Genomic DNA, 24,747 nt, shown 5'->3' on the forward strand with positions numbered 1-24,747 from the left:
TATTTTTAGTAGATACTACTATAAAAATAGTAGCCTTGAAATAGTTTTGAAAGAAAATAAATTTGTTGAAGTTTTATTTAGTTAAGACATCTTATAGGGGCTCTGGGTGCAAACCCCAGAGCTCCTACTTAATGATCGACAAATTAAACGTATGCTGAACTATTGAATTGTGGTGGTTTGTACAAAACGCTGCGGTGCTTAGAACAGCCCTAAGTCAAAATGCTTTTGCTCTACCTCTTGTTGCCCTTTAGTAGCAACGCCTGTCGTTTTAATTTGTGTCTGCTCTTGTAAACGTGGGTTCATTTCTTGGGTGGGATTTTCTTTTAAACGCATATCAAGAGGCAATTCTTCTCGTATTGATAACCATTGCCCAATAGCACTTAGATCACCAACGATAGGCTCTGCAATTTCTCGAAAAACAGCGGGTCCATTCTCGCTATTAGTGAGACAAACAACTGCTTCATCAGTAGTAAGGTTGATCGCTGCTAAATTGCGTCCAGTTCCATTATCACCCCAATGAAAAGCGATACGGGTTCCATCGGTATTTTTCTGAATCCCAATTCCTAGACCCCAAGAGATTTGATCTAAAGTATCAGTAGAGACTCCTTGCTTCATTGCTTTAGTATCTTTATCTTTCAACGATGAAACAACCGGTTTAAACATTTCCCATCTAATATAGGGATCGTTAATACAGGCTTTTAGAAATTTTGCATAGTCAGAAGTCGTTGTATACAAGGATCCTGCCGGGTGAACCATATAAAATTTTTGCTTACGATTTACTGAGCCATCTTGATCATGGCCAATTGCTATTGTTGCAGCATGTTCTGGAGGATGACCAATAATTGTAGTCACAAGGGGTAACTCCCTTGCTTCAACAGGTATTGGCTTTGACCAAAAAAATGGTGGTATTTGAGCAAAGCGAGCTTTGATTTCTTGTAGGCTTTTTTCTTCAAGTTGGTTGGAATTTTTTTCAGTCATTTGTACGCTGCCGTCTACTGCCCTTTCAGCAACAAATAATTTATCCTTTTGTAGGATAATACTTAATTGACCATGTACATCTAAAGTATCTTTTAATAATTTTTTAATGCGTTCAGGAGTTGGTTCTTCCTCTTCATCTGGCAGTTTAATAAGACTGCAACCCGTTGGTGGCATGAAACTACTATCAGTCATACCTATCTTAGCAAACTCTTCTTGAGCTAAAGCTTCCAGTGATTTTGCAGTAATGTGTTCCACAATTTCACCTAGAAATTGATAAGCTACTCCTGAATAATCAAATTGTTTTCCTACTTCAGAGACATACTTTAGAGATTCTGGTGATGAAAATTCGTTAGGTAAGCCTGCTTGATGGGATAGGATCATACGGGCAGTTAATTTTTTATAATTTTTATCAGTTCGCATCTGTGGAGGACCAAAATCGCCGTATTCATGGAGTGGTTTGTCTAAATCAATGAGATCTTTTTGCGCTAGTTTCAATACAATATAAGCAAATACAGGTTTACTCAATGAAGCGGCTTCAAAAACAGTCGAACTAGTAACTTCTTCAGGTTTGCTGACATTAGTCACACCTACCTCTTCTGTAGTAACAACTCCGCGGTCAGAAATAATTGCTGTGGCAATACTTGGGATACTAGTTCTTTTTTGCAATTCACTTAAAGAACTTGTCCGTTCTTTAGATGGATTGGGTCTTGGAAGTGGATTGATGCCCCAATTATTAGTTTTACCCCCTAGCTCATCAATAGTTCTAGCAAAACCCCATTTTGGAAAAAAATAGTTCGAAGCCAGTTCTATTTGAATTGTCGAAGGGACAATTTGTTCCGCAAGAATATGTCCATTATGTGAATTAGCGAAAAATACCATGGCACTCTTATCCTTTAAATTGATTGCAACCCACGCTCTGCAATCATTCATGTCACCCGAATGATAGGCGGTAACAACCTCTTCTTTTTCATTGGTTTGTAACCCCCAACCTAAACCCCATGCAACATGGCTTAAAATGGAATCGCGTATCTTGTCTCTAGCAATTCCAATTGCTCCCGCCAAACCTCTATCGTGCGTCATGAAGGCATGCGGAATAAAAGGATTTTCAATCGAGCTGTCATGGCTTAGATGTTTGACAAACTGTGCATAATCTGATGCCGTAGTTCTTAGTGTATTGGCGGCACATGGTTTGGGTTCTTTACATCCATATTGTGAGACTACAGCTCCAATCAGCTCCGGATTGTTTGAAAGTTTACCTTTATCAGGTAACTGTTCAAGAATGCTTGAAACTACTCTTTCCGGAAAGGAGCGATTGACTATTTTTCCATTATCTAACCAATATGCTGTTAGTTGCTCATCTTCTTTTAGTATGACAATCTGACCAGGTTTCATTTCATCAAACAAGGGTTCTTTTTCAGCATGCAAAAGCGAGTGATAGGCCTTTAATGGCTCATAAGTGCTATGAGTCATGTCACAACGATCAAATACATGGTTTTTGGCCAATGTTTCTAGATTTGCTTCAGTCAATTTTTCAATCACTTGTTGTAAGTACACGATACCAACATTTGAGTATCCATGCATTTTTTCTTTAGAATCTTTTTCTTTAGGGTTAGGAATGAACTGAAACTTCATTTCACCATGAGCAAGGCCTGTTGTATGTGATAACACCATCCTTGCAGTGAGTGCTTTAGCACAGACAACAGCAGATTTGTCAGACATATCAAATTTCATTCCATCTATCTCAAATTCTTCTAATGGTAGAATATGAAAAAGAGGAGTATCTAAATCAAATTGACTCAGGTTGAATTTATCCAAATTAAATTTACCTGTCCCGCGCTTTGCTTGATTCGCCGCATTGGACTGCATCAATTTTTGTACTAAATAGGCAAATACGGGTTTGCTTAGCGAGGCTGCTCCAAAAACGGTTTCTGGTTGCACTTTTGTAGGTGGTGCAAGGCCTGTTAGAGTAGTTATTAATTCAGATTCTTGAGAATTGGCCAATTTATAAGTATCAGTACAACTTTCTCGTAACTTTTGATATGAGGATTGATTACTTTCATTTAACTGTATTTGATGAACGCTTTGTGTTGTTTGATTCACATAATAAAGTGTGTCGTCAAATAGAACTACAGCATCTTTAGTTCCTAATCCCAACTTATGAAAGGGATATTTGAGTGGATCAACAGGTATTGCAAAAAGGCCGCAACCATCTGTAAGCCCTTTTTCTTGAGTAGATATGATTCCATCACTGCTTATAAAGGCAATAGAAATTCCTGGAATTTGTGCTTTAGACATGACATCCAGCAAAAGTAATTCCGCCATTTTTGCATAAGACATACAATTGATCATAATAAAAACAAGTAAGTTAATTATACCCTATGCCGTAAAATTTATTCTCAATCAGTATTTTTTTACAAATTTTTAACATTGTCGGATGTTTAGATTAGCCGTTTTCTAGACGGAAAGAAGAACCTAAAATGGATTCCGTTGAGATTGGATCGGTAAAAACAAGACCGATCCAAAATTTATAGCTATTTTTTTACATGTTGTAAGCATCTACGATACTTTTGAGCCAAGTCTTTGCTTCTGGACTGACCTTTTCATCCTTCAAAGCAATATCACAAACAGCATATTTTCGTGAAGTTTCTTCGCCATACATATCATCTAATGCCTTATTCCAAAGCGTTAATATGTTGGAGTCTGGCGTTTTGCCTACTTGTTCAAGAATACCATAAAGCCTATGCTTCCAATAAGCGTCTAAAGCCTTCTCTAACCATGTCATAATCTCTGGTGTTAAACCAATTTCATCAAGACCTTTTCCTTCTCCAAATCCTTTTTCCCATTTTTTGGTTCTCAGATGGGCATATTTTTTACCGTATACGCTATTAACCCATTCCATGTAGTTTTTCCCTGTTTGGATACCTATAGTGGAATCAGGATCGTGTTTCATACTTTGTTTCAATTCATCTAAAAGTTGATGCCATTGTTTTTCAAACTCAGCCTTGTTATTTGTTTTCATTTCCTTTTCAAATGCTACGTATTGTTTGAGCTCATCAGGAGTAAATATTTCCTTAACCCAATCATGTTCAAGATGCTCTGCCATTTTATATACCTCAATCAGTTGTATAATGGTTTCCCATGGAATGGATTGATTGACATCAACAGAGTCTATAATGCTTCTTAAGGTTTTAGCTCCGGAAGTACATGCCAATGCTTTTTGTTCTAACACTTGAGCTTGGGCTTCAAAATGGTTTAGCGCGTGACGTTCTTCAGAGAGCAAGGTTTTGATTTGTGATAGCTCAAAACCAAAAAACTTTAAAGCAATAATCTGTTGTAATTTCAATAAATCCTTCTCGGAGTAAATACGATACCCATTGGACTGTCGTAATGAAGGTTTAAGTAAACCAATGCGATCATAATGATGCAATGTTTGCACCGAAACACCAGTTAATTTGCTTAAGTCTTTTACGAACCATTGAGTCATAGTATTACCTCCTTAAGAACAAAGGTAAGATATATAGTAACAATAGGGTCAAGCGGTTTTTTCATAAAATTGATATTTATTTTTTTATGCCTAACGTTTCAAGAACAAATTCACAGCGCTCTGTAATCGTTTTTTTAGGCATGAGCATGATTTCAAAACCAAACTCTTTATATACATCTATGTGAATTTGCTCAAAAATAAGGGCGTCTTCATAACTGATTTTGCGAGCTGAAGTTGGTTCAATAAACCCCAAGTTCTCAAAAAAGAATACTTTGCGTTGATAAATACTAGCTTTTAGGCAGTGGTCAACTTCAGCTAATAAGATAGGTGAGGGTGTAAAATCATTTTTATGCCAATGAGCGGAATAACGCCCCAATGCATAAGCACAAAATGGCGATCGGTCATAAAATTGCAACGCACCTTGAGCATTCAATTGCCTTAATTTTTGTGTTAAAACAATCTTATCTACAAAATCAGTCTCTTCCCATGGACGCATAATTCCCTTTGCCTGTTCCTCTGCAATGACATCTGTTGCAGACTCAGGAATCACTACATACCCTAATCTTTTCAATGCCAAAATAACAGAAGTTTTTCCACTGCCTGGGGTGCCAGTAAAGATAAAACGATTTGCTTGTTCTAATTTATTCATGTAATTCAAATCTTTTTTGGAGCTCACCATTTATCTCAATGTTTTCAAGGAACATTTTGAGAGGTCGAACCCATAGTTCAAAATCGCCGTAAAGCGCTCTGTAAACCACCATATCTTCTAAGCTTTCCGAATGCCTGGCAATATCAATCACTTCATACAGATTGCCTTTATAATGACGGTATATTCCTTTTTTAATAAAACTCATAGCACCTTCTTCATATAATAACGCTGATGACCTTTTGGACAGTCATCCAGAACCCCAAACTCTTCATAACCATGTTTGAGATAAAAATCTTTTGCTTGAAAATCAAAGGTATCGAGGTGAATTAAACTGACTCCTAATTCTTTTGCTTTCTCCTCAACTTTATTGAGTAAAAGGGTACCCAAACCTTGGTTCCGATATTTTTCCTCAACAAAAAAGACACTGATGTACAGGATATTCCATGTATAAACCTCCGAACAAATACCCGCTATTACCTCATCACCGTTTTTAATCGTAACGTTTATATCAATTAATTCCGGTTGTTGTGTTGCAGAGACACACAATTTATTAAACTCAAACAACTTTTGATCGATAATTTTAAATGAATCTTTGGCATTGAACTCCAATTTATATTTTGTGTTTGGTACATATACATCGCAGCTATCAGTTGTTTTTTTAGTTACAGTATCTCTTTCTACATGCAAATGTTTGGTTACTTTTTTGGTAAACCACAAAATTAAATCATCATCCAAGGGATATGTTTCCCCAGGAATGGTTGGTTTATAATGATAAGTTACCCCTAAACCATCAGGAATATAACCTCGGTTAGCATAAAGTCGTTGAGCTTGTCCATATCCGCCATCAGGACCACCATATAATCCAACACCAATTCCTACAACATCACACTGACTGGCTGCATTTTCTTCAGCAATAGTGAGCAAAGCACTGCCTATTCCACGCTTGCGGAAAGCAGGCAATACATTTAAGTCCATAATTTCTGGGATTCCTTTATGAGAAAAAGGTTTATAGTGTGAGGTCCATTTTAGAGTAACATAGCCCGCGATTTGGTCTTGAACATAGGCCACCCAAACGACTCGCTCAGACTGTTCTTGTTCTTGATAGTACCCTTCAAACAAAACGTAAGGTTTTTGCCAATTTGCTTTTTGAAACGCATCGACCAAAACGGGGATATCGCATAATTCTAGTGGCTTAATGGCAATTGACGATTGGTTTTCTGCTAAAGCTTCAAGCTGTTTCATCATGTACACCATATTCCACTCATATCCTGCTGGTTTTAAATCCAAAAGAGGGTTAAAACCAACGGACTGATAGAATCGGTAGGTTTTAAGGTAATTCTCTTCCAATTCAGAGGGGCTTAGGGTTTCAACGGTTATAGTTTTAGCACCTTGTGTTGCAGCAAAATGGCAAGCCGTTTTGATTAATTGCTTTCCTACACCTTGACGATGATAATCACGTTTTACAGCCATCCAGTAAATATTAGCATTATCAGGATAGGGAAAATCAATTGAAACAAGGCCAAACGTATTATCCCCATCTTTTGCCGCAAAATTAGTGCGTGTGGTCACACCTATTGCGTAGTGCTCGTTCGCTTCTGGCAAACCAAAGTATTCTGGCAAATCCTTTGTAATGGTTCGACATAAGGATTGAGCTAAATCTCCCGTTATTTTTTCGATTTGAATCATAGTATTTTCCCTACTGCAGTATCTCTCGCATCACCTTCATAGCCATCTGGATCATCAAATGGCATGTCGATGTAATCATTATTTCTATAAAATCTTAGCGCATCCGGTGAAGACTCCACGTGCAAGCTTTGATAGCCTTGTGTTTTTAGCCACTTTTCACATAACGCCAAGAATTGGCCACCATATTGGTGGTTTCTTTTTTCCTCATCAATCACAATGATGCGCAAAGCTGCTCTTTTGTGAGGCCATAATTGCAGATGGGCATAACCAATGATGTCGCTTCCTTGAGATAAAACAAAATGAACATGAGCTTCATGCTCAAAAGTCCAAGTATATGGATCAGAAAGCCCTGCCTTATCAAAAAAATAGAATTGTCTAAAATGGCGTACTTTATCCCATTCACGAGGTGTTAATGCCTTAACCACTCTTAATCCATTAAATCCTGCTTTTCTATCAATAGCTGCGATAAAATCCTCTTTACCCACGCAATAGGCAGTAATGTCATAGGGATGTTGATGTGCTAACTCTTGTTTTAAACGAGCATAGGCTACTCTATCTTCTGGATTTGCTCTCATCCAGTCCCTAAATTTTAAATGGCGCTCGATTTCTGGGTTTCCAAACTCAAAAATATGAGCATGATGAGTTCTTTGGTTATCTCCCTTTTGAAAATAGCGGCGAAATGGAATTCCGTATTCTCCTTTTGCTTCATAGCCCAGGGCTTTCATGGCAGCATTGGCACTATCTACTTTGCTTAGTTCCAAAACAACTGGAATCATATCGATGATTGGTTTTGCAGCCAAACCAGGTACTGAAGTGGAACCGATATGATGAATTTCAATGCAATTACTACCTAATGCTTTTTTAATTCGCTCTGCTTCCTGTTCAAATTGCATAGGCCAATTAGCATCATAAGAAACTACTTCGATAAGCCGTTGTTGTTGGTTGACTTCCATCATCTATTCTCTCTCTTGAATATGCTGAACCATTTCATCCACAAATGCGGTGACTTCTTGATAGGTTTCTTCGGTCAAGATATCGCTTGCATGATCTAGTTCCGCTTTAGTTAATGCTCGTTGAATTAAAGCTCGCCATTTTGGGAATTGATTTTTAGCCCACACTCCAGCTTTTAACTTAGAGCCTTGTTCCTGATGGTGGAGCACGTACAAAGCCCTGCACAGTGTTAATACAGCATAATATTGGTACCCTAAAGAATTTCTGGTATGAATAACCCAATCTTGCCATTCAATGCTCTGCTTTTTGACATGCTCTATAAACTCACTGCTTGATACAGGAGCAACAATCGACTTTGCTGATGGACCATATAGAATGAGGCTATTTGTTTGCAATAAATAATAATTAATAAGCCAGTCAGTTCCCGCCTGTTTGAGGTGAAACGGTTCTCCTGGGCTAATGACAGCAATTTGACCTTGCTCTGTCTTAAAATGTTGTAACATTCTATACGATGCATAAGCTACTTCAATTCGGTCATACCAATCTGGAAAATGCTGAACCAGATTGGTATGCAAATAATCTAAAGCCGCGAATTCTTCTGATGTCATTTCTTGGTTTAATGCCACAAGAACATCAATGTCGCTGGTTGTTTCATCAAAATCACCCCAGACGAATGAACCATACACGTAAACGCCCAGCAAATGTTCCTTTAAAATTGATTGCAAGCCGGACAGTAAGTCATTAAGCAAATGATTCACTTCCGAAAATTCTGTATGTAATTTACTCATCTAATACCCCGTTATTAACTGACTCTTCAGATTCTTCTTTTCGCTCATCAGGCAAGAATCCACCTACTTGCGCGTCCCACAGGGTTTTATACAAACCACCAAGATTCAACAGTTCAGTATGTGTGCCATCTTCAACAATATGGCCTTTATCAAATACTAAAATTCGGTCCATATGCAGCAGAGTCGATAAGCGATGCGCAACGACCAGGGTTGTTTTTCCCTGCATCAACTCCCAAAGACTGTCTTGAATGTTGGATTCTGTAATGGAGTCCAGCTGGGACGTGGCTTCGTCCAACATTAAAATGGGTGCATTTTTTAAAATCGCACGAGCAATGGCAATACGCTGGCGTTGCCCGCCTGAAAGCTTCACACCACGCTCACCGACCAATGTCTCATAGCCTTCTGGCAAAAGACTGATAAACTCATGCGCATGAGCCTTCTTGGAGGCTAAAATGACTTCCTCATCCGAGGCTTTTGTCCTACCATAACGAATATTATCCATTAAGCTTCGATGAAAAAGTGTAGGGTCTTGAGGAATCATAGCAATGGCTTGTCTTAAACTCTCTTGAGTCACTTCAGATAGGTTTTGATCATCGATTAGAATTTGTCCATCCACTACCTCATAAAGTCGCAAAATCAAATTAACAAAAGTGGACTTGCCGCTGCCTGAATAGCCCACTAACCCCACTTTTTGACCTGCTTCAATGGTTACCGACTTATTCTGGAACAAGGAGTAACCACCTTGGTAATGAAATTTTACCTTTGAAAATTCAATTTGCCCTTGCGTAACAATTAATTGGGATGCATTTTTTTTATCCTGTATCTCATGGGGGATGACCAATGCATTTAAACTTTGTCTTGCCTTGCCTAAGGCTTGGTTAAATTGGTCCACTTGGTACATGGTGTACCACATCATATGCCCCAATTCCATGGAAAGCCCAAGAATCAAAGCAAAATCACCAATGCTCACCAGTCCCTTGCCATACAAGTGAATTAAGGTAATCGATGCCAAACCCATCATTACCGCAATCATTCCACCTTGGGCGCAGCATAACAAAACAATAAACAGCTCTTTTCTTTGGAAAGCCCGTTGTACCGAGCGAAAAAAAGTATTCATACGCTCTACTTCAAAGCCTTTACGTGAAAAAATACGAATATTGGATTGATTCGCCAGGCTATCTACTAATTGCCCAGAAAGCTGCGATTCAGAATTTGCATGGTCATCCGATAACTGAACCAATCGCGCCGACATCCAAATACTAAATGAGGCAAAGGCAATGAACCATAAGAATAAAATATAAAAGAACAGGACATTAACAAAATAGGCTGTAATAAAGGAAACCAGCAACAATGAAGCACCACGTAGAAAATCGACAGATACGCGATGCAAAATAATCTCAAGATTATCAGCAAGAGTCGTAATTTGTGTGGCAATTCGCCCTGATAGGTTATCCTGAAAAAATTGCGTACTACTTCCCAACACATACTCAAACATTTGGCTAATAATTTGGTTTTTAATCACCGCTTCGTATTTATAGTTCAAGTACCCGATTGTTCGCCAGGTGATATTGTCAAAGATAATAAAGTTCAATACCAATAATCCAGCGATCCAATACAAAGCGGAGAGGTCTGTATTTGTCTTTGCCACTAAGGTATTAATGAAGGACTTAATCAATAAACTATTAAACGGTCCCCAAAATCCAGCCATTAAAGCAAGCAGGATAAATAAAAAAACCATGCGACGATACGGTTTTAAAAAATGCCACATAAAAGAGCTTATGTGGTTAGGCAAACGACTAGTCATGATGAACACCCTCTGCTTGTTCCCCATTGAAATGATGTATCTTCCCTTGATGAATGTGATACCTGGTTTCAATGTGAATGGATTCTAAAAAATCATGATCGTGAGAAATAACCAGTATCGCACCTGGAAATTCACGTAATACTCCGATGATATGATCGCGTGTTTCCAGATCTACATTGTTGGTTACCTCATCTAAAACAAGTAGTTTAGGCGGATTGGCAGCAATCAAGGCTAAAGAAAGCCTTGCCTTTTCACCACCAGAAAGATCTTTGACCTTTATTTCTACCTCTTCATTTTTGCGAAATAAAAAGTCATTTAAATGGGCACGAAGTTCAGCATGAGAAGCATGGGGCATCTGACTTTTCATCAAATCCAGAACTGTTTCGTCACAATCCAGATGTTGATAATGCTGATCGAGATACCCAACTGTATTGTACTGAGGAAGAGTCCACTCACCTGTTCTCTTAATGTGACTATCCTCCAAAATCGCTTTGGCAAAGGTGGACTTCCCTGATGCGTTGTCCCCATACAATGCCACTCGTTCGCAGCCATTTAAGTGAAAATGAATGTCTTCCAGAATCACAGCTCCTGATTCATAGGCAATAGAAGTGTCTTGAATCCTGATTAAGGGCTTATGGTGGTCAAGACCGTTTAATTTAAATTTGGGCTTAATCGTTTGCGGAAGGTTTAGAGAAGAAAGCTCTTCAAGCAAGTGTTCTTTTTTATGATTAATCTGACTTAATCGTTTATTTCCTGTTGTCATTGCATTGGCGAGCTTTGTATGAGACCGAATCGTTGGCCATTTGCGTTGGGCTATCTTTTTTTCACCTGAAACACGAGAACGTTTATTACGTTCTTGTTCTCTCATTAGAGCAAGATGTGATTCTTTCTTCTCACGTGCAATCCGTGATAATTCCTGTTCAATCGATGCTTTCTTGTTTTCAAGCATCTGCTGATACTCAAAATAAGCCCCTCTAAATAGAGTGAGCCTACCCAAATCAATATGCCATAGAGTATCTGCGACGGTATTGATGAGCTCCGTATCATGAGAAGCAATGACCAACGTCCCCGGATAATGCTCGAGCATCCGCATTAAAGAACGACGATTGCGTCTGTCCAGATGATTTGTGGGTTCATCTAACAACAAAACATTCGGATCTTCAGACAATATTTTGGTTAACGCCTGGTTTAATCGTTGACCACCACTTAAATCAGGACATTCTTCAATCAATTGGGGTAAGTAACCAAAACGAACATCCTGTGGCATTTGAATTTCGCCAGCAGAGGCTGAACAAAAACCAGCAAGCATTTTAAGTAAGGTAGATTTTCCCGAGCCATTTCTGCCAATCAGTGCAATACGCTCACCAAAATGGATTTCACCACTGAAGTTTTGAAAACAGATTTTATGCGAATAGATAAGACCTAGGTCTTTAAATTGAATCGGTTTATGGTGCATGATTTACTCTTAAGCATGTCTTTTAGGACAATAAAAAATAGAAAATCAACAATGATTTCCTCTATTCGCCCTATTAGATGGGCGTACTTAAGATGTAATTTTCATGGCGTTATAAACCTACGTTTTACGGTTTTTCATATTATTTCAAATTTTAATGCAAAATAGTTGCTGATGTCAATCTTTGTTTCGCTCTTTGGCCGCAAACCGAGTATTTAGAGTCTTTAAATCTTAAGCTAGAGAAAAAAGTTCATGAGCGAACACGAGCGCTTCATCGGGTTAATGAAACTTTTGAAGAAAGCGAAAAACGATTTCGTGCGGCTTTTGATTATGCAGACATCGGTATGGCTTTAGTTTCATTGGAAGGACGCTGGCTTAAGGTGAATAAATCGCTGTGCCAAATAACAGGTTACACAGAAGAAGAACTATTACAAATCGATTTTCAGCGGATAACCTATCCTGATGATTTGCAAACCGATTTAAATTATGTGCGCCAATTATTGAACGGCACAATAAGCTCCTACCAAATGGAAAAACGTTATATTTGTAAAAATGGCGCCATCGTTTGGATTTTATTGAGTGGTTCGTTAATTAGGGATGCACATAGTGCCCCGCTGTATTTTATTGCTCAAATTCAAAATATTGATGCTCAAAAAAAGGCTGAACATGAGTTGGTTAGGATGGCCTACCATGATGCATTGACAGGATTGGCAAACCGCAAGCAATTGGAGCAATCGTTTCTATTATTTATGGCGTATGCAAAGCGCCATCAATGCAGTATCGCCGTGCTGTTTATGGACTTGGATTACTTTAAGAAGATTAACGGTACGTTTGGCCATGATGCCGGTGATTTGTTATTAATAGAGGTTGCATCACGTCTAACAGCATCGGTGCGCTCTTCAGATATTGTGGGACGACAAGGTGGGGACGAATTCTTAATTATTCTTTCAGATATTGTTCATGAGGAAGAGGTACATACCGTGATTAATCATTTGTTTCATGCTATCCAACAGCCTATTCTTATAAAAGAACAGACCATTTCGATTTCGTTGAGTATCGGTGTGAGCCTTTATCCTCAAGATGGTTCTGATTTGGATACGTTGATTCAACATGCGGATGCCGCTTTATATCAAGTGAAATCCACAGGAAGAAATAATTTTAAGTTTTATACGCCTTTCCATTGAGTTGGGCTGTGATGGGTGAAATACTCTTATTTCACCTGAGTATTAGTGACAAGGAAACAAGGGATAGGTCATGGCAGCATTTACTAGTGTTACTCAAAACGAACTGCAGCAAATTATTTCACAACTAGAGCAAGCAATTTATAATCATCAACAATGGCACAATTCATTGATTAGAACCTTGATTTGCCGACTGCCTGGAGATAACAACGATTTGCAGCCTGACGCTCATACGCGTTGCCGATTTGGGCAATGGTATTACAGTGGCATCCCAAAAGAAATTCAAGAACATCCTGGAATCATTAATATAGGCGTGTCACACCAACGCATGCATCAATTAACCGCGCAGTTATTACAAAAGGCAAGTATGCCAGAAGGGATAGCCCCTATTGACTACAATCATTTTGCCAATGCCTTGGAGCAGATGCGACTTGAGCTCTCCGCTCTTAAAATGAGTTGGAATATCTGATTCACAGCCGAGATGCGTTGACTGGGGCACTGTCTCGCGTGACGATGCTGTCGACTTTGCGAGAGCAACAAGAAATTATTAAGCGCCAAGGGCAAAGTTGTTGCTTGGTTATGGTGGATTTAGATTACTTTAAAGAGATTAATGATCGGCACGGCCATCAGATGGGAGATCGTGTTTTGGCAACAGCTGTTCGTCTGTTTATTGAGAATCTAAGGGCCTATGATAAAGTTTTTCGTTATGGTGGTGAAGAATTTTTACTGTGTTTGCCATTTACCGATTTGGATATGGGGTTCGCAATGAGTGAACGTCTTCGGAAAGTGCTTGAGGCCATTACCATCGATGATGGCAAGGAGCACTTGATTCAAGTAACTGCCTCTTTTGGTCTGGCGCTGCTTGAGCCTAATAAACCGATAGAGGAGTCTATTGAACATGCAGACAAGGCATTGTATTTGGCTAAGTCCGAAGGACGAAACCGGGTGCGCGTTTGGAAATAGGTAATCCACTGGTTTTATTGAATTACTTAATGGAGAGCGTTAGGTTTAAAAGTTCCTTCCGGGTCACTTAAATCAACTCCATTTGGCATGGTTGCGCGTGGATTTTCAAGATGCAGGGCTTCTTTAATGACCATCGGATACCGTGGGGACATTAATGTATCAATTTATCTTTGGGGTTTTCAATTTAGCTTAATGTGCTTTCCAGATAATGGATAATTATTATCGCTTTTTCTTCACTGAATGGTTTTCTAAAACTACACAAGTGAGGGCTTCCCATTTCATTTTTTATCGGTGGATGTTCGCAGATTAGTGCAATCACTGGAGCTGTAGTAAATGGGTGGTGTTTTTTTATCAATGCAGTCCAATCATAGTCACCTTGTGAATAGTACAAGTAGCTATCAATTAAAAGCATATCATAGCTTTTAGATGTAATTTGCATCAGAGTGTCTTCAATTGAGGGAACGATATCCACGTGTTGTCCAAGCTGCATTAATTGATTTCGGATAATAATGCGAGCAGGAAAAGATGCTTCTGCAACAAGAAAACGAAAAGAATAATTCATTAGTCCTCTGTTCTTTGTTCAAATCCTATTAAAAAGTATAGTGTGTCCAAGGGGATGTTGCGATAATACAAGAAAAACAAGCCGCGTAGCGTCTTTACAAAGCGATTCAATACTTTTTTAGTGGGTCTTCACGCTCAATCTGCTGATTGGTCGATGCAAGACTTGCTAATAAACCTTCAATAAGAAAAGGGAGACATGCCGGCGGATAGTGCAATGAACCCGCCTTCTCCATAACCTGGTTTGCTCTCTTCTGCTGTTATGATGGTATCAATAGGAGCAAATAGTGTTTGATTAATTGCCTCTTCTGTAAAATGAATTTCATGAAGCAATTCAAGAATCTCGGATACTGAATAAAAGTGAGCATATTGAGAAAATGGGTTGTCTTGTTTTGTGGCTTCGTACTGCTGTCCAAGCATCGAATGTTTATCAATCATGCCTATGATAATCTTCCCATTAGGTTTTAAGACTCGTTTTGCTTCGAGAAGTGCTACTAACGGCAAGTCAACATAACATAACGCCGTATTGAATAAGACAAAATCAAATTGCTGTTCCTGGAAAGGCAATGATTCAGCAACCCCTTCGAATACATCAATACCTCTTAATTTAGCGAAATGACTTAATTGAACAGAAGGATCGATGCCTGTTTTTATACCCAATGCGGCAGCAAATCGTCCAGAACCAACGCCCACCTCAAGTCCTTCTCCTGATTGAGGGGTGACTTTCTTTAAGGCTTCAAGTTCCGATTGAAAAACACCTGGATGACTATCAAACCAACCATCATAATCTTCAGCCAATTGGTTAAACATTTTAACTGATTCAATTCCCATATTGACCCAATATTTTATGTTCACTCACGGTGTTGTTGCCCATCAAAAAACGTAAATCGTATGATTTACCTTATGAGCATAGCATTGACAAATAAATACGCAACACCAATATAAAATTTTTTTATTTGGACAGGAGGCAATCGATTGGTTGCTATGAAAAACACAGAACTCTATTTATAAAAAATCATGAAAATTCCGGAGGATATGAATGACCATGCATCACCAGAATCCTGATTAAAGAAAATGTTCTGCAGAATTGTATCGAACGACAACACCAAGTACACTTGGTTTTTAGTCACTTATACAATCAATTGATGAATAAATCGGATTCCTTTTATAACCTGGAAACTCTTGGTGGTATCCTATTATTTATTGCTGCAGTGCTTGCGATAATCGTTGCCAATTCCCCTTATCGTATTGGTTATGAGCATTTTTTGCATATTAATGGCAGTGTTTCTGTTGGGAATCTTTCCATAAAAAAACCGCTAATTCTATGGATCAATGATGGATTAATGGCTGTATATTTCTTATTGATTGGCCTTGAAATTAAACGGGAAATCAATCGGGGAATTTTGAGTAATAAAACCAATCTACTGGCTCCAGCCCTTACGGCATTAAGTGGCTTGCTCTTTCCCGCTTTAATCTTTGCTTTCTTTAATGCTCATAATCCAGTCTATCTAAAAGGATGGGCAATCCCTACCGCTACCGATATTGCATTTACTCTAGGAATCGTCTCTCTTTTAGGCTCACGTGTACCTTTTTCACTCAAAATTTTACTCACTGCCATCGCCATTTTTGATGATATGGCAGCCATTGTTATTATTGCGCTGTTTTATACTGCAAAGTTATCGCTTTTTTCTTTTTCACTGGCATTATTGTTTACCCTGATTTTGATTGGCTTAAATTATTTTAAATGTCGCCGCATTTCAGTATTCATGCTTTTTGGGGTAGCTCTGTGGATCGCCGTATTAAAATCTGGCGTTCATGCAACCCTTGCCGGGATTGTGATTGCCATGACCATCCCTGATGTAGGCAAGGAATCGATGCTGACGCGCCTAGAAGACGGTTTGCATCATTGGGTTGTCTTTTTCATTCTTCCCTTGTTTGCCTTTGCTAATGCAGGGATCACTTTTATAGGGCTTGATTTCTCAATATTTACCCACCCAGTGGTTTTAGGCGTTGGGCTAGGATTGTTTCTTGGAAAACAATTGGGTATTTTCTTATCTTTGGGCTATTTTGTTAAGTTCAAAAAACTTCTTAAGACAGATAAGGTGAATCTTGCTCAAGTTTATGGCATTGCACTTATTTGCGGCGTTGGCTTTACCATGAGTTTGTTTATTGGTTCTTTGGCTTACCAAAACAATGATTCAAGCTTAATGCCCATGGTTAAAATGGGCGTAGTGCTTGGTTCGTTTATATCAGGACTCACTGGATTTTTAATGTTAAAAATGGCCTCAATCAAACGATAACAAAGTATTTTTCTATAGGGACAAACCAATTTAATTAAGGAGAATAATCATGGAGAAAAAGATAGCAATTGTTACTGGTGGTACAGGAGGTATTGGTAGCGCTATTTGTCAACGATTAGCAACAGACTATTCTGTGATTGCCTGCTACTTCAAAAACGGCAATCATGAAGAAGCAATTCAATGGCAAAAAGAGCAACAACAAGCAGGATTTGAAATTGATATACTGTATGCGGATATTGCGCGGTTTAATGATTGTGAACAGCTGGTATCACTGGTTATGGAACGCTACGGTCGTATTGACGTATTGGTTAACAATGCAGGTGTGACTCAGGATTCCAGTTTAAAAAAGATGTCGCCAGAGCAATGGAAAAGTGTAGTGAATGCGAACCTCACCAGTGTATTTAACATGACGCGAAATACACTACCTGCCATGCTTGAGAAAGGGTATGGACGTATTATCTCTATTTCCTCAATTAATGGACGTAAGGGTCAGTTTGGGCAATGCAATTACGCAGCAACCAAGGCCGCATTGTTTGGCTTTACCAAAAGCCTGGCGCTTGAAGTAGCCAGCAAAGGCATTACGGTGAATACTATTTCGCCAGGCTATATTGAAACGCCCATGATTCGCAAAATGCGAGAAGACGTTTTAAATACTATAATTTCAGTCATACCGGTAGGGCGCTTGGGACTTCCGCAAGATGTTGCAGAGGCCGTTGCTTTTTTGGCATCCCCTGCATCGAGTTTTATCACTGGAGCTAATCTGGATGTCAATGGCGGCCAATACATGTAAAAAGCAAGGAGCAATTGCGGTTCAAATACGATTTTGAAACATTGCTCCAGCCCTTTCAAGGAGGAATAAGTAATGCACCGATTTCATAACATTTTATTCGTTAGCCATGGAATTAAGAACGAAACAGAAGCCTTACAGCTGGCGTTAAAATTAGCTTCTAAAAACGAGGCACAGCTTCATATTTTAATTACCTGCCCTCCTTTTCCTGATACGCTTAGTGAGTACAAAACTTCTTATGAAGCATCATTGATTGACAAAATGAACAAAGCCATTCAATTGGCCAAATCAGGGCTTGGGGTATCTAAAAAGAAAATTCCCATCGATATTGAAGTGGATTGTGGCACAACGGGTTTGGGGAGCAATGGAACAGCCAACCGACTTAAGGACTATATTGGTCTTTTAATATCTATAATTCGGTATGTTTCATTTTATAGGATTGTAAACTGTGAAGTTGTTCAAGTATTTTCATTGAATACAGATAGATAACCAATTTTTTTCATCATTAGTAATTAAGTTTTCAAATTACCTATAATAGAACAAATAGTTTTATTGTTTTATTCAATATCTATGATGAATTCTTTAAAAACCTTTATTTTTAGGTAACAATGACGCTTTAACATTACGGCTCTGAAGAAAACTATGAATAAGGGGTATAAATAAATGGGCTGCTCCACTTGTCCTTCTCACAAAGAACCAATGCCCAAACTGTGGCATAATCCTAAAGTCATTACGGCAGCAATAGCCGGTATATTATTAACTATTGGTTTTGTAGGCTCATATTTGACACTACCAAGGATAATTGCTAACGGGTTTTACATAGGCGCGGTGTTAATTGGTGGATATTATTTCGCACGGGAAGCTATAGAAGAATTTTTCAAAGAACATGAAATCGGTATTGAGTTTTTGATGTCTACCGCTGCTATTGTTGCTGGTGTGATGGGACAATGGGCAGAATCGGCAACACTGGTTTTTTTATATTCTATTTCTGAAGCAGCAGAGGGTTATGCTGGTGAAAGGGCGCGACATGCTATCAGAGTATTGATGGAACTTGCCCCAAAATCCGCATTAGTCCGACGTAATAATAGCGAGTTCCTAATACCTTTAGAAGACATTCAAATTGGAGATGAGTTTATTGTTCGTCCTGGTGAAAGCATCGCTACAGATGGAGAGGTCATATCTGGACATTCTAGTGTAAACCAAGCGCCTATCACGGGTGAATCAATTCCTGTTGAGAAATTTGTGGGAAATAAAGTATTTTCTGCAACTATTAACGGCGAGGGGACTCTTACTATTCGCGCTACCAAAAAATTTGCTGAGAACACGTTATCTCGTATTATTTTTCTTGTTGAAAAAGCACAGGATAAAAAAGGTCGCAGTCAACGATTTATAGAGCGTTTTGGCAATCTCTACAGTCCATTCGTTCTTTTAGCAGGGGTACTAATAGCTACCCTACCTCCTCTATTTGGGCTGCATTGGCAAGAATGGGTGCTACGTGCAACGGTGTTTATTGTTGCAGCTGCACCATGTGCTTTAGTAATTTCTATCCCAATTACCCTTGTAGCTGCTCTTGGTACAGCCAGTCGAAACGGAATATTACTTAAGGGTGGGATATATTTAGAAAAATTGGTTCAAATAAAGGTTATTGCGCTTGATAAAACAGGAACCTTAACACAAGGACAACCCAAGGTCACCGATATCATTTCGTTAAATAATTATACTCAGAACCAAATATTAAATGTAGCTGCCACCCTTGAATCGCGTTCCCAGCATCCACTGGCACATGCCATTTTACAACAAGCAAAGGCAGAAAGTGTTGCATATAAACCTGTTGAACATTTTAAGTCATTGACTGGTTCAGGGGTTCAGGGTTTTATAAATGGAGAACAATTTTATATTGGCAATCCAAAATTATTTATTGATATGGGTCTATTGGTAGAAACTGTAATTCAAGAAATAAATAAATTACAGACCGTTGGAAAGACTGTCGTATTAGTAGGAACAGATAAGGAAATTCTCGGTTTAATTGCAATTACTGATCCTCTAAGATCTACAGCAAGGCAGATGGTATCGTCCCTAAAATTGATGGGTATTGAGCGTGTTGTTATGCTCACTGGAGATAACTCGATAACTGCCGCGTCAATTGGAGTTCAAGCAGGTGTAGATGAAGTATTCTCTGATTTATCACCAGAAGATAAGACACGAAAAATTGAGGAACTGGAAAGACGTTACGGTAAGGTAATGATGGTTGGCGATGGAGTAAATGATGCTCCAGCACTTGCAGCAGCACATGTAGGAGTTGCAATGGGCGCCGCTGGAACCGATGTTGCATTAGAAACTGCGGATGTAGCATTAATGGGTGATAATTTATTAAAATTACCTTATCTCATCGAGTTTAGTCATCGAACCTGGAATATAATTTTACAAAATTTAGGACTATCTATAATTGTTATTAGCTCTCTTATTGTCGGGGCGGTAACTGGCTATTTTACGTTGCCAATAGCAGTTTTAGCCCATGAAATAAGTGAGCTTATTGTTATTGCAAGTGGTCTTCGCATGTTAAAATCTTAACTGTAGATGAGCGCATTACAATGCGCTTAATACTCTCTCCAGTTTTTGTCTTACTTCTCCAGCGACCAGATTGATCTCAGGATTGCCGACCAATTCTAATACTGATTTTGGATCCATAAATTCAATATGCACTTTGCCTATATCATCCTGGCGTACAACCACATTACATGGTAGAAGCAAACCTATAGATGGCTCCTTTTCTAAAGCATGATGGGCAAATTGCGGATTGCATGCACCAAGAATTTGATAGGGAGGCATATCTTTATTTAATTTTTTTTTCAAAGTTGCTGACACATCTATATTTGTAAGAACTCCAAATCCCTCTTTTTGCAGTTCTTCAGTAACTTTTTTAATTGCATCATCAAATGAATACAATACTTCTTTTCCAAATCCATATTTTATATTGATCATTCTTTATCCATAAAAATTAACTCAAACCATACCAGATGTTATCATTAATAAATAATTCTTAATATTAAGAATACCATAGGATTGGGGATCTGTAGTGAATTATTCTTGTTGTAAACGATAAATTGTTGCTTTATGGACATTAAACGTTTTTGCAATCTCACTTACCGATTTATCTTCTTGCAAAAGCCGCTTGGCCAATGACTTTTGTTCTTTATTCATTTTTTCAGGTCGTCCAAAACGAACTCCACGTTGCTTTGCAGCTGCGCGACCCGCACCAGTACGTTCACGAATTAAGTCACGCTCAAATTCTGCAATACCTGCGAATACGGTCATGATCATTTTACCGGCATGAGAAGTGGTATCTGCCCAAGGCTCGGAAAGCGAACAAAAGGAAGCCTCTGTTGTTCTTATGCAGTCTATTAATTCTAATAAATGCTGGGTTGAACGCGCCAATCTATCCAATTTCCAAACAACGACTACATCTTCAGGTCGAAGCTGATCAAGTAATCGTTGTAATTCTGGACGATCTCTTTTTGCACCAGAAATTTTTTCCTGATAGATACGTTTACAACCAGCTTCTTTTAGTGCAACTAATTGCAACTCTAAATTTTGATCCGTGGTTGAAACGCGAGCATACCCAATTTTCATAACTAATCCCTAATATTTTATTTGCAAATCATATCGCAAAACAATAGACTTTTGCATCTGATTTTTGCAACGAATTTAAACCTTTAAATAAAGGCATTCAAATTCCGTTGCAAAACTTCTAAGTTTAGCAACAACACCTATTGATTTTGGATAAACATGCCTGTTAGTTTTCTCTCCCCAGTACAATGTGACAATTACGCTAAATATCCTACTGACCTACCACCAGATATCGTAGATAGCCTTTTTTTCCTCGATGATCAGGATATGGAGTGGATTGCAAACAAGCGTGGTGACTTCAGCAGGTTAGGTTATGCATTACAGCTGACAACAGTTCGATTTATTGGAGCTTTTATTTCCGACTTGAATCAGATTCCTCGTGTGGTAATTGAGCGAGTTGCTATTCAAATCAAGGTTAATGATCCTGAAAGTTGCATATCAATGTACATGAAAAGTGAGCAGCGTTGGCGTCATGCTGTTGAAATTCGAGCGCGTTATGGCTATATAGAATTTGCTGAAAAAGGTAGTCGTTATCGTCTTGGTCGCATATTATGTGCACTATGCTGGACTGGTACTGACAGACCTGGAGTGCTTTTTGATCATGCAGTGGGTTGGCTATCGACCAACAAAATATTGTTACCAGGTATTACAGTTCTTGAGCGTTTTGTTGCAGAAATTCGCTCCAGGATGGAGTCTCGCTTATGGCGAATGTTGATTAAAAATTTAAGCGCATCACAACAGGAAAAACTGAATGACCTCTTGGTGGTAGAGGATGACGAACATCTGTCATTGCTTGATAAACTGCGTAAAGGTCCGGTTAGCATCAGTAGCACAGCTCTTGTGCAAGCATTAAAACGGGTTGAGTCTGCCCGCAACATTAGTGTTGAATTACCACTGTACCGCATCCCCGCCTGTAAAATAGCAACACTTGCACGCTTTGCTAATACGGCAAAAATTACAGCCATCAACCGCTTGCCGTTTGAGCGTAAAATGGCGACGCTCGTTGCTTTTGCGAATCATTTTGAGTCAGACTCCCAAGATGATTCTCTGGACGTGCTCAGTATGGTATTGCGTGATTTATTCTCAAAGGCCAAGCAAGAAAATAAAAATACACGACTGCGAACTCTTAAAGATCTCGATCAAGCTACAGCCACATTGGTCGATGCATGTAAATTACTACTGAATACAGAATTATGTGATCATGAAATTCGGGACACAATTTATACAACAGTAGGTCATGAAGCGCTTGTATCTGCAGTTGAAAATGCCACTGCCTTAATCAGGCCGCCAAGTAATGTGTTTTATCATGAGCTTGAACAAAAGGAAAAAACAGTTCAGAAATTTTTACCTTCGCTCCTTCGAGTAATAAATTTTGATAGTAATCAAGCGGGAAAACCTCTTCTTGCCAGTCTTGAATGGTTAAAGGGAAAACAAACGGATGAACCGCCAATGGAGATTATTGGAACATCATGGAAACGTAATATTGTTATTAAAAATGAATGTAGCGTTATCAATTGGCCACAAGACGAACCACGACCCACTTATCGCGTCATAAAGAAACTTGTAAAAACCCAAGATGGTATCATTTTGCATAACGATAAACTTTTATATGCTGACCTTATCAATAAAAAAATTAAGGAAATCGTTGTACCAGAGAAAAAACAATCTCAAGTTGAGAAATTGAAAAAATCCATTTTAAACATGAAGGAAGTTCAAAAAAACGCAAATAATAAAGAGCTTGCATTAATAACATCAATAACTGGCCGGGATAGCAATAGAACTACAATTGACCGAACAGCATATATATTTTGTGTTCTTGATAAATTGCAATCGGCACTGAAACATAGGGATGTGTTCATAAGTCCGAGTTGGCGGTATGCTGATCCAAGAGCCAATCTTTATTCTGGCTCAGAGTGGGAGGCAATACGTCCTATGATTTGCCGCTCATTAAATTTAACAATTGACCCAATGTTAGCCATAACAAGCCTTACAGATGAACTACATCAAGTGTATCGGTTAGTTGCTGCAAATATTGATAATAACCCTGCTGTTCGATTTGAAACAGTTAAGGGTAATGAGGAGCTGATTCTAACTCAGCTTGATGCACTTGATGAGCCTCCATCATTAAAAGCATTGAGAGCTGCTGTAAAAGCCAAATTACCACGTGTCGATTTACCCGAGATGGTACTTGAGATAGCCACACGTACTGGATTTGCGGATGGATTTACCCACATCAATGAAGGAAGTGCGCGTGCTGAGGATCTATTAATCAGTTTATGTGCTGAATTGCTAGCAGACGCTTGCAATACTGGACGAGAACCGTTTGTTCGTGAGGACATACCTGCTTTAAAAAGAGATAGATTGGTATGGGTTGATCAAAATTATATTCGAAATGAAACGATAATGGCGGTCAATGCCATTTTAGTTTCTGCTCAAAATCAAATTCCATTAGCTAAGAAATGGGGCGGAGGCGATATTGCATCGGCTGATGGCATGCGCTTCGTTGTACCGGTTAGAACAGTGCACGCTGCTCCAAATCCAAAATATTTTAAATCAGGTCGTGGTGTCACTTGGTACAATCTAATCTCTAATCAACGAACTGGCTTAAATGCTGTAACAGTACCTGGCACTTTACGTGATAGCCTAATATTGTTAGGCGTTGTTCTTGAGCAACAGACGGAATTACAGCCAACGCGGATCATGACAGATGCAGGCGCATACAGTGATATTGTATTTGGACTGTTTCGTTTGTTGGGACTTCGTTTCAGTCCGCGATTGGCTGATATGGGTGGTGCTAGATTCTGGCGGATTGATCCGTTGGCTGATTATGGAAAGCTCAATGTACTTGCAAAAAGTCGTATAAATATAAATCTTGTTCCTCCTGAGTGGGATGATATTTTACGTTTATTGGCTTCATTAAAACTCGGGAGAGTTCCCGCAGAAGGCATTATGCGCACTCTTCAAGTTGCTGATAAACCAACTCGTTTAGCCAAAGCAATTGCCGAAATTGGGCGAATTGACAAAACTATCCACATGCTCAATTATCTTCATGATGAGTCATTCCGTCGTCAGACTTTGGTACAACTAAATTTGGGCGAAGGCAGACACAGTTTAGGTCGTTCTGTTTTTCATGGTAAGCGAGGAGAACTTCATCAGCGGTATCGTGCAGGGCAAGAAGATCAGTTAGGTGCCCTTGGACTGGTTTTAAATATCATTACACTTTGGAACACTATTTACATGGATGCTGCCATTAATCAATTACGACAAGAAGGCTTCCCCGTATACGATGAAGATGTAGCCAGACTGTCCGCATATGGATATGGTCATATTAATATGCTCGGACGATATTCCTTTGCCATGCCAGATGAGGTAAAACGTGGTGAGTTAAGGCCATTAAGAACAACAGAAAAGCCTTAAGTCGGTTGGCTGTTCCATTGCTCCCCAAGCCCGAGAAATGAATTGTTTTATATGGTCAATAAACATGCCAATACAGACAAAAATGGTGACTCCTTATTTTTAGAAAACCCTGTTGATCTTG

The 24,747-nt window shown here is 38.9% G+C and carries 22 protein-coding genes; 8 read left to right on the forward strand and 14 right to left on the reverse strand.

Annotated features, from left to right (window positions below; all coding sequences use genetic code 11):
- Positions 1-198 precede the first annotated feature (198 nt).
- The 9 genes from Lsan_RS12145 to Lsan_RS12185 all read right to left on the reverse strand — a co-directional run bounded on the left by Lsan_RS12145 (position 199) and on the right by Lsan_RS12185 (position 11,796).
- Positions 199-3,315 (reverse strand): serine hydrolase domain-containing protein, encoded by a 3,117-nt coding sequence (locus Lsan_RS12145; protein WP_014845079.1) that lies wholly within the window; start codon positions 3,313-3,315, stop codon positions 199-201.
- Between the two features lie 202 nt (positions 3,316-3,517).
- Positions 3,518-4,462, reverse strand: a complete 945-nt coding sequence (locus tag Lsan_RS12150) for a MerR family transcriptional regulator (RefSeq protein ID WP_014845080.1) — start codon at positions 4,460-4,462, stop codon at positions 3,518-3,520.
- A 76-nt stretch (positions 4,463-4,538) separates the two neighbouring features.
- On the reverse strand, positions 4,539-5,111 hold the full coding sequence (locus tag Lsan_RS12155) for an AAA family ATPase (protein ID WP_014845081.1): 573 nt from the start codon (positions 5,109-5,111) through the stop codon (positions 4,539-4,541).
- Positions 5,104-5,316: a DUF1653 domain-containing protein gene (locus Lsan_RS12160; RefSeq protein ID WP_014845082.1), complete on the reverse strand. Its 213-nt coding sequence runs from the start codon at positions 5,314-5,316 to the stop codon at positions 5,104-5,106. Before Lsan_RS12160 ends, Lsan_RS12155 begins: the two co-directional genes overlap by 8 nt.
- A complete protein-coding gene (locus Lsan_RS12165; protein ID WP_014845083.1) occupies positions 5,313-6,797 on the reverse strand; it encodes a GNAT family N-acetyltransferase in 1,485 nt (494 codons plus the stop codon). Before Lsan_RS12165 ends, Lsan_RS12160 begins: the two co-directional genes overlap by 4 nt.
- A complete protein-coding gene (locus Lsan_RS12170) occupies positions 6,794-7,750 on the reverse strand; it encodes a bifunctional GrpB family protein/GNAT family N-acetyltransferase (RefSeq protein ID WP_029489092.1) in 957 nt (318 codons plus the stop codon). The genes Lsan_RS12165 and Lsan_RS12170 overlap by 4 nt, the downstream gene beginning before the upstream one ends.
- A 3-nt stretch (positions 7,751-7,753) precedes the next feature.
- Positions 7,754-8,536 (reverse strand): nucleotidyltransferase domain-containing protein, encoded by a 783-nt coding sequence (locus Lsan_RS12175; protein ID WP_014845085.1) that lies wholly within the window; start codon positions 8,534-8,536, stop codon positions 7,754-7,756.
- Positions 8,529-10,340: an ABC transporter ATP-binding protein gene (locus Lsan_RS12180; protein WP_014845086.1), complete on the reverse strand. Its 1,812-nt coding sequence runs from the start codon at positions 10,338-10,340 to the stop codon at positions 8,529-8,531. The genes Lsan_RS12175 and Lsan_RS12180 overlap by 8 nt, the downstream gene beginning before the upstream one ends.
- A complete protein-coding gene (locus Lsan_RS12185) occupies positions 10,333-11,796 on the reverse strand; it encodes an ABC-F family ATP-binding cassette domain-containing protein (protein WP_014845087.1) in 1,464 nt (487 codons plus the stop codon). Before Lsan_RS12185 ends, Lsan_RS12180 begins: the two co-directional genes overlap by 8 nt.
- A gap of 341 nt (positions 11,797-12,137) precedes the next feature.
- Here Lsan_RS12185 and Lsan_RS12190 point away from each other — a divergent pair, with 341 nt between their 5' ends.
- The 3 genes from Lsan_RS12190 to Lsan_RS12200 all read left to right on the forward strand — a co-directional run bounded on the left by Lsan_RS12190 (position 12,138) and on the right by Lsan_RS12200 (position 13,937).
- Positions 12,138-12,977, forward strand: coding sequence for a GGDEF domain-containing protein (locus Lsan_RS12190; protein WP_014845088.1), 840 nt, complete (start codon positions 12,138-12,140; stop codon positions 12,975-12,977).
- 70 nt (positions 12,978-13,047) lie between these two features.
- Positions 13,048-13,443 (forward strand): CZB domain-containing protein, encoded by a 396-nt coding sequence (locus Lsan_RS12195; RefSeq protein ID WP_014845089.1) that lies wholly within the window; start codon positions 13,048-13,050, stop codon positions 13,441-13,443.
- 44 nt (positions 13,444-13,487) lie between these two features.
- Positions 13,488-13,937 carry a GGDEF domain-containing protein gene (locus tag Lsan_RS12200; RefSeq protein WP_019350453.1) on the forward strand — a complete coding sequence of 150 codons (450 nt, stop codon included), beginning with the start codon at positions 13,488-13,490 and terminating at the stop codon, positions 13,935-13,937.
- A gap of 26 nt (positions 13,938-13,963) precedes the next feature.
- Here Lsan_RS12200 and Lsan_RS23355 read toward each other — a convergent pair whose 3' ends face one another.
- From Lsan_RS23355 to Lsan_RS12210, 3 genes are all read right to left on the reverse strand, one after another.
- Positions 13,964-14,089 (reverse strand): hypothetical protein, encoded by a 126-nt coding sequence (locus Lsan_RS23355; protein ID WP_019350452.1) that lies wholly within the window; start codon positions 14,087-14,089, stop codon positions 13,964-13,966.
- A gap of 32 nt (positions 14,090-14,121) precedes the next feature.
- A complete protein-coding gene (locus Lsan_RS12205; RefSeq protein WP_014845091.1) occupies positions 14,122-14,499 on the reverse strand; it encodes a response regulator in 378 nt (125 codons plus the stop codon).
- 176 nt (positions 14,500-14,675) lie between these two features.
- Positions 14,676-15,326 (reverse strand): class I SAM-dependent methyltransferase, encoded by a 651-nt coding sequence (locus tag Lsan_RS12210; protein ID WP_014845092.1) that lies wholly within the window; start codon positions 15,324-15,326, stop codon positions 14,676-14,678.
- Between the two features lie 314 nt (positions 15,327-15,640).
- On the opposite strand from Lsan_RS12210, the gene nhaA reads away from it, so the two are divergent.
- The 4 genes from nhaA to Lsan_RS12230 all read left to right on the forward strand — a co-directional run bounded on the left by nhaA (position 15,641) and on the right by Lsan_RS12230 (position 20,153).
- Positions 15,641-16,795: a Na+/H+ antiporter NhaA gene (nhaA, locus tag Lsan_RS12215; protein ID WP_014845093.1), complete on the forward strand. Its 1,155-nt coding sequence runs from the start codon at positions 15,641-15,643 to the stop codon at positions 16,793-16,795.
- Positions 16,796-16,844: 49 nt separating this feature from the next.
- A complete protein-coding gene (gene phbB / locus Lsan_RS12220) occupies positions 16,845-17,585 on the forward strand; it encodes an acetoacetyl-CoA reductase (protein ID WP_014845094.1) in 741 nt (246 codons plus the stop codon).
- Between the two features lie 72 nt (positions 17,586-17,657).
- Positions 17,658-18,071 (forward strand): hypothetical protein, encoded by a 414-nt coding sequence (locus Lsan_RS12225; RefSeq protein ID WP_014845095.1) that lies wholly within the window; start codon positions 17,658-17,660, stop codon positions 18,069-18,071.
- 174 nt (positions 18,072-18,245) lie between these two features.
- On the forward strand, positions 18,246-20,153 hold the full coding sequence (locus Lsan_RS12230; RefSeq protein WP_012187540.1) for a heavy metal translocating P-type ATPase: 1,908 nt from the start codon (positions 18,246-18,248) through the stop codon (positions 20,151-20,153).
- A gap of 15 nt (positions 20,154-20,168) precedes the next feature.
- On the opposite strand, the gene Lsan_RS12235 is transcribed toward Lsan_RS12230, so the two are convergent.
- Positions 20,169-20,564 (reverse strand): DUF302 domain-containing protein, encoded by a 396-nt coding sequence (locus Lsan_RS12235; RefSeq protein ID WP_012187539.1) that lies wholly within the window; start codon positions 20,562-20,564, stop codon positions 20,169-20,171.
- Positions 20,565-20,663: 99 nt separating this feature from the next.
- On the reverse strand, positions 20,664-21,212 hold the full coding sequence (locus Lsan_RS12240) for a recombinase family protein (RefSeq protein WP_012187538.1): 549 nt from the start codon (positions 21,210-21,212) through the stop codon (positions 20,664-20,666).
- Positions 21,213-21,368: 156 nt separating this feature from the next.
- On the opposite strand from Lsan_RS12240, the gene Lsan_RS12245 reads away from it, so the two are divergent.
- Positions 21,369-24,626 carry a Tn3 family transposase gene (locus Lsan_RS12245; protein ID WP_012187537.1) on the forward strand — a complete coding sequence of 1,086 codons (3,258 nt, stop codon included), beginning with the start codon at positions 21,369-21,371 and terminating at the stop codon, positions 24,624-24,626.
- Positions 24,627-24,747: the final 121 nt, after the last annotated feature.

Origin of the sequence: Legionella santicrucis (assembly GCF_001468135.1) — a bacterium.
Classification (GTDB): domain Bacteria; phylum Pseudomonadota; class Gammaproteobacteria; order Legionellales; family Legionellaceae; genus Legionella; species Legionella santicrucis.

Excerpts from the sequence above, each read along its gene's own strand:
- Lsan_RS12145 (WP_014845079.1), bottom strand. The coding sequence starts at position 3,315 with ATGTCTTATGCAAAAATGGCGGAATTACTTTTGCTGGATGTCATGTCT.
- Lsan_RS12150 (WP_014845080.1), bottom strand. The coding sequence starts at position 4,462 with ATGACTCAATGGTTCGTAAAAGACTTAAGCAAATTAACTGGTGTTTCG.
- Lsan_RS12155 (WP_014845081.1), bottom strand. The coding sequence starts at position 5,111 with ATGAATAAATTAGAACAAGCAAATCGTTTTATCTTTACTGGCACCCCA.
- Lsan_RS12160 (WP_014845082.1), bottom strand. The coding sequence starts at position 5,316 with ATGAGTTTTATTAAAAAAGGAATATACCGTCATTATAAAGGCAATCTG.
- Lsan_RS12165 (WP_014845083.1), bottom strand. The coding sequence starts at position 6,797 with ATGATTCAAATCGAAAAAATAACGGGAGATTTAGCTCAATCCTTATGT.
- Lsan_RS12170 (WP_029489092.1), bottom strand. The coding sequence starts at position 7,750 with ATGGAAGTCAACCAACAACAACGGCTTATCGAAGTAGTTTCTTATGAT.
- Lsan_RS12175 (WP_014845085.1), bottom strand. The coding sequence starts at position 8,536 with ATGAGTAAATTACATACAGAATTTTCGGAAGTGAATCATTTGCTTAAT.
- Lsan_RS12180 (WP_014845086.1), bottom strand. The coding sequence starts at position 10,340 with ATGACTAGTCGTTTGCCTAACCACATAAGCTCTTTTATGTGGCATTTT.
- Lsan_RS12185 (WP_014845087.1), bottom strand. The coding sequence starts at position 11,796 with ATGCACCATAAACCGATTCAATTTAAAGACCTAGGTCTTATCTATTCG.
- Lsan_RS12190 (WP_014845088.1), top strand. The coding sequence starts at position 12,138 with ATGGCTTTAGTTTCATTGGAAGGACGCTGGCTTAAGGTGAATAAATCG.
- Lsan_RS12195 (WP_014845089.1), top strand. The coding sequence starts at position 13,048 with ATGGCAGCATTTACTAGTGTTACTCAAAACGAACTGCAGCAAATTATT.
- Lsan_RS12200 (WP_019350453.1), top strand. The coding sequence starts at position 13,488 with ATGCTGTCGACTTTGCGAGAGCAACAAGAAATTATTAAGCGCCAAGGG.
- Lsan_RS23355 (WP_019350452.1), bottom strand. The coding sequence starts at position 14,089 with ATGTCCCCACGGTATCCGATGGTCATTAAAGAAGCCCTGCATCTTGAA.
- Lsan_RS12205 (WP_014845091.1), bottom strand. The coding sequence starts at position 14,499 with ATGAATTATTCTTTTCGTTTTCTTGTTGCAGAAGCATCTTTTCCTGCT.
- Lsan_RS12210 (WP_014845092.1), bottom strand. The coding sequence starts at position 15,326 with ATGGGAATTGAATCAGTTAAAATGTTTAACCAATTGGCTGAAGATTAT.
- nhaA (WP_014845093.1), top strand. The coding sequence starts at position 15,641 with ATGAATAAATCGGATTCCTTTTATAACCTGGAAACTCTTGGTGGTATC.
- phbB (WP_014845094.1), top strand. The coding sequence starts at position 16,845 with ATGGAGAAAAAGATAGCAATTGTTACTGGTGGTACAGGAGGTATTGGT.
- Lsan_RS12225 (WP_014845095.1), top strand. The coding sequence starts at position 17,658 with ATGCACCGATTTCATAACATTTTATTCGTTAGCCATGGAATTAAGAAC.
- Lsan_RS12230 (WP_012187540.1), top strand. The coding sequence starts at position 18,246 with ATGGGCTGCTCCACTTGTCCTTCTCACAAAGAACCAATGCCCAAACTG.
- Lsan_RS12235 (WP_012187539.1), bottom strand. The coding sequence starts at position 20,564 with ATGATCAATATAAAATATGGATTTGGAAAAGAAGTATTGTATTCATTT.
- Lsan_RS12240 (WP_012187538.1), bottom strand. The coding sequence starts at position 21,212 with ATGAAAATTGGGTATGCTCGCGTTTCAACCACGGATCAAAATTTAGAG.
- Lsan_RS12245 (WP_012187537.1), top strand. The coding sequence starts at position 21,369 with ATGCCTGTTAGTTTTCTCTCCCCAGTACAATGTGACAATTACGCTAAA.